Origin of the sequence: Enterococcus sp. 3H8_DIV0648 (genome assembly GCF_002140655.1) — a bacterium.
Lineage (GTDB): Bacteria > Bacillota > Bacilli > Lactobacillales > Enterococcaceae > Enterococcus_A > Enterococcus_A hulanensis.
In genome coordinates this window covers 3,281,740-3,287,934 of the sequence record NZ_NGLG01000001.1, presented here as the reverse complement: position 1 = coordinate 3,287,934, position 6,195 = coordinate 3,281,740, and the positions used below count along the sequence as shown (strand labels likewise).

Below are 6,195 nucleotides of genomic sequence, written 5' to 3'. Positions count from 1 at the left end.
GAAAAAATGACAATCATCTCAACCAATTTCACCAACAATAAAGTCCGATTCAATAATATTCATCCAACTATTTTAAAAGCCTAGTGCTAATCCTCTTGACAAAATTAGTTATCTCTATTTTCTTATTCCGGAAGCTCTCCTCTGACAAAAACCTCCTACAAACGTTGATACATCAAGGTTTCAAAAAAATATCATCATTTATGGTACGGCTCCCCTGCGTTGATCCGAAATGCGCGATAGATTTGCTCCACCAAAATCAAGCGCATTAATTGATGGGGATACGTCATCTTGCCGAAGGAGATTTGGGCGTTGCTGCGTTTTAGGACTTGGTCGCTGAGGCCTAGTGAGCCGCCGATGATGAAGGCGAACTGGCTTTTGCCGCTGGTTTGGAGTTTATCGAGTGTGGCAGCGAAGTCTTCGCTGCTGGGATTTTGGCCGTTGATGGCTAGGGCAAAGACGTATTCTTGTTCTTTGATTTTGGTGAGGATGCGTTCGCCTTCTTTTTCTTTGACTTGGATCATTTCAGCCTCGCTGAGTTTTTCGGGGGCTTTTTCGTCGGGGACTTCGACTAATGTGATCTTGCAATATTTTGATAGGCGCTTCGTATATTCGTTGATTCCTTGAACCAGATATTTTTCTTTCAGCTTTCCTACAGAAATAATTTTGATGTTCATATTTTTCCTCCTTAACCTTTTAAAAAGTTACTTTTCTTCTATTAAGTTGCTTCCATAGACTATATTTTTAATTTCAGATAAAACTTATCCACCGATGGAAACGCTAAAATGGGGATTCATTTTTCTTTTTCCACGGAGTTATGCACACTAATCACAGGTTTATCCACAGTTTTTAGATAGTTCTTTCCCTTTTTGCAAGTATTCTTACATACAAACATATGTTTTCCACCGAGTTATCCACCTTATCCACATTTGTGTGGATAAAAAACTTCAAACAATTAACAAACTTTTTCCTTAGTTTTCCACTAGGTATGTGGAAAACAAGTTTTTTTATCACTTCTCTACATTTTCCTCCGAACCTTTTTCATAAAAAAGTCAAATCGGTGTAGTAGACTTAACTTACAAAAAAATACTATACTCAATATAACGTATATCACAGTAGAGGTGGAGGAAAATATGATAAGAAAAGATATTACCCCAACACCCAAAAAGTCACCCGGTTTTTTCAGACGATTTGGGATCAGTTTATTAGGCGGTGTGCTTGGCGCCGTTTTAACGATCGGAATTTTTTATGTGGCGAATGGCTCGCTGCTTGCACCAAATAATCAGACGGCCAGCGGTTCACCAAGTGCCGGCAATACGAAAGTCAGCAATATGAAGGTTGATGTCAATTCGGATATTACAGATGCGGCCAGCAAAGTCCAAGACGCAGTCGTATCCGTCATCAACTTGCAGAAACAGCAATCACAAAGCGGTTTAGGCGGCTTCTCTGATATTTTCGGTAACGGAAATGATGATCAGCAGTCACAAGATGATAGCGGCCAGTTAGAAGAAGCTTCTGAGGGTTCCGGTGTTATCTACAAGCTCGAAGGCAAAACAGCCTATATCGTAACGAATAATCACGTGGTAGAAAAACAAGATGGCCTTGAAGTGCTGTTGAAAGATGGCTCGAAGGTCAAAGCAACCTTAGTCGGTACCGATTCTTATACAGACTTGGCTGTTTTAAAGGTAGAATCTGACAAAGTTGCCGACATCAAACCCGCTACCTTTGGCGACTCTAGCAGCTTAAAAGTTGGTGAGCCTGCTATTGCGCTTGGTTCTCCATTAGGTTCGCAATATGCCAACTCTGTCACTTCAGGGATCATTTCTTCATTGAACCGCCAAGTGGTCAATCAAAATGATGAAGGTCAAACAGTCAATATCAACGCAATCCAAACAGATGCGGCCATCAACCCTGGTAACTCCGGCGGTCCGTTAGTCAACATGGCTGGTCAAGTAGTTGGGATTAACTCTAGCAAGATCGTTCAAACGGAATCAAATGTCAGTGTTGAAGGAATTGGTTTTGCTATTCCAAGTAATGACGTTGTGAATGTCATCAACCAACTAGAAAAAGACGGCAAAGTGATTCGTCCAGCTCTAGGTATCACAATGGCAAATCTTTCTGACCTATCAACCGAACAAGTAAGCGAGATCGTTAAGGTGCCAAGTTCTGTCACTCAAGGTGTTGTCGTTGCAAGTGTTCAATCTTCTACACCAGCTGATCAAGCGGGCTTGAAGAAGTATGATGTCATCACAAAAATCGATGACACAGATGTGTCATCGGGTGTTGAATTGCAATCTGAATTGTATAAACACAAAGTTGGCGACACCGTGAAGGTCACTTACTACCGTCAAGATAAGAAAGAAACAGTTTCAGTCAAGTTGAGCATCGATGCTACTTCATTGAAATCAAACTCGCAAAAACAAAGCAATCAATAAAATGAACGACTCTATTCAACAACGAATAGAGTCGTTTTTGTGCGATAACTAATGGTCAATTAACAGTTTGAACATAAGAAAGGCTTCGCGAACTCGCTCAGCTTTTGAGCAATAAGACCAAAATATTTCTAAATTGCTTCACAAATTTCGAAATATTTTTGCTTATTGCCGATAAAGCTAGTTCGTGAAGCCAGACATGGATATACCTTTATTCATGTGAAAATTTTATACTTCCTTAAATGGGCGGATTGTCAAATCAAGTGCAACACTCGATTAAAAAATACTTCAAAAGGGGTTTTCCAATTTAAGCATTTACGAGGTCGCATATTTATTTTTCTTAGGACTTCTTTTAGTGTCTGTGATGTAACTTCATCTAAAGTCTGACGTTTAGGGAAATATTCTCTTAATAATCCATTTGTATTCTCATTTGTACCACGCTGCCAAGGTGACTGTGGATCCGCAAAGTAAAAGGGGAGCCCCTCTAATTTTTTAGTTACGTCTTTGTGAAATGAGAATTCTTTTCCGCGATCTGAAGTAACACTCCTTCTTTTCGTTTTTGGGAGTCCTTTGAGTAAATAGATCATACTATCTTTGACTGGTTCTGCTCTTTGCGCCGCTACTTTATCAGCTAACAAGTAGCGAGATTTCCGATCAGTTAGGGTAAGTAAACAAGCGCTCCCCATTTTACCAACTACTGTGTCGACCTCCCAGTGACCCAGTTCACGTCGTAGATTCCCCTCTGATGGCCTTTCATGTATTGTATGCGAAATGACTATCTTCCCTCTGGTTTCGTTATGATTCTGGCACTTATACTTTTTTCCTTTTCTACGTAACTTCTTCACCACACCACGATGCCCTTGTTTCGGCATTTCGTCATCAAATTCAAAAGCATAGATTGCTCGATAAATAGTCGAATAACTAATCTTTATCGGGTAGTCTTCTAATTCTAATCGATTCGCTATTTCTTCTGGCGACCATTGTTCGTCTAAAAAAAGATGTTTGACGATATTCTTTAAATAGAAATTGGATAAAATCTTCTTTCTTCCACAATTTTTTCTTTTAAGCTTATAAAGCCGGTGCGCAATAGTCGGAGAATATTGGTTTGATGAAAAAGCATTTCGATTCATTTCTCGGCTAATTGTAGAAGGGTTCCTTCGAAGTTGACGGGCAATCTCTCTTATCGTGTATCCTTGCGCATGTAATTTCGCTATTTCTTCTCGTTCGAAAATGGTAAGATGAGTATACTGACTCATAGATATCCTTCCTTTCAATAGTTATCTCGCAATTACTATTTTACAAGGAAATCATCTATGAGTCTTTTTTGTGTTGCACTTAAAGTGTAAATCCGCCTGTTCAAAAAATCCAAAGAAAAATTTTCTTTGGATCGAATGAATGCTTTATTCCTTGATCGTTCTTCCTTTGATTAAGCGGATGATTCGTTCCGATACTGCCGCTTTGAAGCAATGTCATAATTCTCAATGTTGCTTCTAAAGACATCTTTTTGTTTGGCATTCAGCTTGATAAAACAACTCTCCATTTTGGCAGCCAATCGGAGATCAAAGTGGAGAGTTGTTTTATTTGCCTACTTCAAATTTTTCGCCGGTCTTCGCGTCTTCGTCCAAGACTAGAATCCCTCTTTTTTCTGGTGCATTTGGCAGGTGTAATTCTTTGGCTGAGCAGATCATGCCGAAGCTGTCTACACCGCGTAAGCTGCCGGGCCAAATCATTTGACCGTCTGGCATCATCGCACCTGGTTTTGCTACAACGACTTTTTGTCCGGCTTCGATATTTGGTGCACCGCAAACGATTTGCAGCGTCTTGCCGTCATCGATCTCTACTTCTGTAATATGCAGATGGTCCGAATCAGGATGATCGACACAAGTCTTCACATAGCCCACCACAAATTTTGGTGAAAGGTCCGCTGCTAGACGTTCTTCAAATCCTGCCAGCTTTAATTGTTCGTTTAAGGTTTCGATATCTTTTTCTGACAGCTCGACTTGTCCATTGCCTTGGATATTCAAGTATTCGGAGACGTTGAAAAAGTTCCAAGCAACAGTCGTACCATCAGTCGTTTGAACACGGGCAACTGCCCCTTTTCGTTCTGCAGCATTTTCTTTGTTTTCATCATTTTTGACGATCACCATTAACGTGTCGCCAACAGTTTGTTTGTTATACGCAAAAATCACGTTTTTACCTCCAGTCGTAGTCCTCTCGTATCTTAACAAATCTAATGGGACTTTTGCATGAGATTTTTTTCATTTCCAGCTTATCAATCAGTTCCCATTTTTCTCCAAATAAAAAGCTGGTCAAGCCAGCTTTTATTCGGCACTTGGATGAACGATTAAAACATCGCACAACGCTTCTTTAATCACATAGCTGGCAACACTGCCGGTCATGAAGCGTTCGACAGCGTTTAGTCCAGATTGTCCGACCATGACTAGATCGATGTCGTATTTTTCCGGCAAGGTCTTTGCCATCGCTTCTTTTGCAGAGCCATAGGCGATGATGCCTTCGATCTTATTATAGCCAAACTCTTTTCCGATCGCTTTGCATTGATTGATCAAGTCTTTAGCATCTGCCGCTAGCTGATCCATAATGTTTTCATTCAAGGGCGAATAGCTCATGAACGTATAGATCTGATGATCGATCACGTTTGCGACGTAAACTGTTCCGTGGTTTCGTTTAGCAACCGCCAAGGCTTTTTTGAAGGCCTCCATCGCTTGATCGCTGCCGTCGATCCCAACTAAAATATTTTGATATGATTGTGTGAACATAACGATCTCCTACCCTTCTACTCGTTGTAAAAAGCCGGCGATTTCGTCTTTGGTTTTACGATTTTTATTGACCAGCCGACCTAATTCTTCTCCGTCATTTACCACAACAAAACTAGGGATCCCAAAAATATTCCATTCAGCCGCTACGTCAATAAATTCGTCACGATCTACTTGAATAAATTGAAACTGCGGAAACTCCGCTTCGATCTCAGGCATCTGAGGCTTGATAAAACTGCAATCGCCGCACCAGTCAGCGGTAAAAAAGAAGACATTCTTACCTTTTTGCGCATAATCGGCTAATTCTTCAATACTTTTAGGGATAATCATTCCGTCACGACCTTTTCTTTTACTACCTTGATTATACACTTTTCGTTCTTTTTGAGAAAGAAGGTTACTCGTGGACTGCTTCTGCTTAATGCGCTGCCCCATAGTTCTTTTTTATGGGAAAGAATGGCAGATAGTTTTCAAATTTGATTGGAAGAATGGTAAAATAAGGCGAACGCAAGAAACTACAACGCCCGCACTAATTAGATAGCTGATAAGTTTACTTCTACCATTACATTTAAGTAAAGTGAAACTCAGCTTTAAAAACATTAAATTGAATGAGGAGATTGCTACTATGGGAAAAGTTAAAAACTTTGCAGAAGGCCTCGCTGTAGGTTCAACGATCGGCTTAGCCGCAGGGATTGCTGCAAATCATTATTACCGCAAAAAACAAAAAATGTCCCCAGATAAAGTGTTGGATCAGATCAAAGCGGCCTTTTTAAAGGAAGGTCCGATCGAGGGCTCATGGATCTCTTTTGATACGGAGCACAAGCAAAAGTTCGCCATCACGATGGATGTTCTTTCTGGCGGGATCACTCGCACAGAAGACGATCATCTGGTTGCCTATGAATTTAAAGCCGATGCTAAAACAGGAGCTGTTTTAAGTATTGATCGAATCATTAGCGAATAAAAATAAGCGTATGCCGATTGCTGGCATACGCTAT

Annotated in this window: 7 protein-coding genes; 2 read left to right on the top strand and 5 right to left on the bottom strand. The window is 40.4% G+C overall.

The annotated features are described in order from the left end of the window. Positions 1 to 194 precede the first annotated feature (194 nt). Positions 195 to 674 (bottom strand): 23S rRNA (pseudouridine(1915)-N(3))-methyltransferase RlmH, encoded by a 480-nt coding sequence (gene rlmH / locus A5875_RS15165; RefSeq protein WP_088934362.1) that lies wholly within the window; start codon positions 672 to 674, stop codon positions 195 to 197. Positions 675 to 1,130: 456 nt separating this feature from the next. Between rlmH and A5875_RS15160 the strand changes: the two genes are divergently transcribed. Then, the gene (locus A5875_RS15160) at positions 1,131 to 2,432 is read left to right on the top strand and encodes a S1C family serine protease (protein WP_088934361.1); all 1,302 of its coding nucleotides are present in this window, start codon (positions 1,131 to 1,133) and stop codon (positions 2,430 to 2,432) included. Positions 2,433 to 2,683: 251 nt separating this feature from the next. Here the strand turns inward: A5875_RS15160 and A5875_RS15155 are convergent, their stop codons facing one another. The 4 genes from A5875_RS15155 to A5875_RS15140 form a co-directional block, all read right to left on the bottom strand. Continuing rightward, positions 2,684 to 3,685 (bottom strand): IS30 family transposase, encoded by a 1,002-nt coding sequence (locus A5875_RS15155; RefSeq protein WP_088934360.1) that lies wholly within the window; start codon positions 3,683 to 3,685, stop codon positions 2,684 to 2,686. A 321-nt stretch (positions 3,686 to 4,006) separates the two neighbouring features. Continuing rightward, positions 4,007 to 4,618, bottom strand: coding sequence for a YtpR family tRNA-binding protein (gene ytpR, locus A5875_RS15150; protein ID WP_088934359.1), 612 nt, complete (start codon positions 4,616 to 4,618; stop codon positions 4,007 to 4,009). A 132-nt stretch (positions 4,619 to 4,750) separates the two neighbouring features. Then, a complete protein-coding gene (locus A5875_RS15145) occupies positions 4,751 to 5,206 on the bottom strand; it encodes a universal stress protein (protein ID WP_088934358.1) in 456 nt (151 codons plus the stop codon). A 9-nt stretch (positions 5,207 to 5,215) separates the two neighbouring features. After that, positions 5,216 to 5,572, bottom strand: a complete 357-nt coding sequence (locus A5875_RS15140) for a thioredoxin family protein (RefSeq protein ID WP_176244690.1) — start codon at positions 5,570 to 5,572, stop codon at positions 5,216 to 5,218. Positions 5,573 to 5,825: 253 nt separating this feature from the next. Between A5875_RS15140 and A5875_RS15135 the strand changes: the two genes are divergently transcribed. Continuing rightward, positions 5,826 to 6,161 (top strand): hypothetical protein, encoded by a 336-nt coding sequence (locus A5875_RS15135; protein WP_088934357.1) that lies wholly within the window; start codon positions 5,826 to 5,828, stop codon positions 6,159 to 6,161. Positions 6,162 to 6,195 lie beyond the last annotated feature (34 nt).